Source organism: Marinomonas transparens (genome assembly GCF_016463975.1).
In the GTDB taxonomy this organism is placed as follows: Bacteria; Pseudomonadota; Gammaproteobacteria; order Pseudomonadales; family Marinomonadaceae; genus Marinomonas; species Marinomonas transparens.
Genome location: NZ_JAEMNX010000073.1, coordinates 1 through 1,329, shown reverse-complemented (window position 1 = coordinate 1,329; position 1,329 = coordinate 1). Strand labels below are relative to the sequence as shown.

General features: G+C 39.2%; 1 protein-coding gene. It reads left to right on the top strand.

All coding sequences use genetic code 11. The annotated features are described in order from the left end of the window. Positions 1 to 113 precede the first annotated feature (113 nt). Entirely contained in the window at positions 114 to 1,307 is a 1,194-nt protein-coding gene (locus I8J31_RS20695) for an IS4 family transposase (RefSeq protein ID WP_199470482.1), read from the top strand. The last annotated feature ends 22 nt before the right edge of the window (positions 1,308 to 1,329 follow it).

Genomic DNA, 1,329 nt, shown 5'->3' with positions numbered 1-1,329 from the left:
CTGAGGGATCCCCACGAATTTAATATAAATAACAATTAGTTAGAATAAAAAAGGAACGTTCATGGCTTTTGGTGATCAATAATTTCGCCAAAAACAACTAAACACGTAGAGCCATGAACGCGACGACTATTCTGAACAAAATTATCCCCATTGTCAGCCCTAATATGCATAAAACTCGACGTAACGCCTTGATTGCTTGCCTTCAAAGCCTTACTCAAGGCAATCTATGCACCGTGACTAATATTGGTCGTGGTATTCGATCTAATGCCTATGAGAAGCACCGAATCAAACGTTCTGATCGATTATTATCAAACCCAAATCTTCAGCGTGAATCACTCTCTATTTATGCTTACATGTGCCATCTGTTTACGGCAAGTAAGAGCCCTATAATTAGTGTCGATTGGTCTGACTTAGACGCAAGAAAACAACACTTCCTAATCAGAGCAACGGTGTCATTTGATGGTCGTCCGTTAACCCTTTATGAAGAAGTTCACAATATAAAAACAAAAGAAAAGCGATCTACACACAAGCAGTTTTTATCAACACTTAAAGCGTTATTACCTAAACACTCCAAGCCGATCATTGTGACTGATGCAGGCTTTAAAACACCATGGATTGATCTAGTGAAAGAAATGAAGTGGGATTATGTTGGGCGTGTTCGTCGACCTCGTAAGTTTTACAATGACCAAACCCAGTCATGGCAATGTATCTCGACGTTATTTCCTCAGGCGAGTAACAAACCAAAGGCGCTGACATTAGTATTAAGGCAATCTGACCCTCAGTTAAGTAGGCTGGTCTTATACAAAGGAAAACCAAGAGGTCGACACTCGTTAAATCGAAACGGTTCAACTAAGTTATCTAAAACATCTTTAACTGCAGCCAATGGTGCAAAAGAGCCGTGGTTATTAATTTCGTCATTACCAAAAGGTCGTTCGTTTACTAAAAAGAGCGTTCAGGTTTATCAAACTAGAATGCAGATTGAAGAAAGTTTTAGAGACATGAAAAGTACAAAATTTGGAATGGGATTTGAACATAACCACACGTATAAATTAAAACGTATGAGCCTTTTAGTCATGATGACAACATTGGCGGAAATGGCATTAGTTTTGTTAGGAAAAGTGGTAGAGCAAGCAGGTCTATCACATCGATTTCAGAGTAATAGTATTCGACATAAGCGAGTTTTATCCTTTTCATATTTAGGAAAACGAGCCATATCAGTAGGATTAAAATTCACAGCGAAGCAATGGCGAGAAGGAATCACACAGTGCACAAAAACACTGCGTGAAGCATCGAGTATTTTGACGTGAAATTCGTGGGGATCCCTCAGGG

Bases quoted from the DNA above. Each gene is read 5' to 3' on its own strand.
- I8J31_RS20695 (WP_199470482.1), top strand. From the start codon at position 114: ATGAACGCGACGACTATTCTGAACAAAATTATCCCCATTGTCAGCCCT.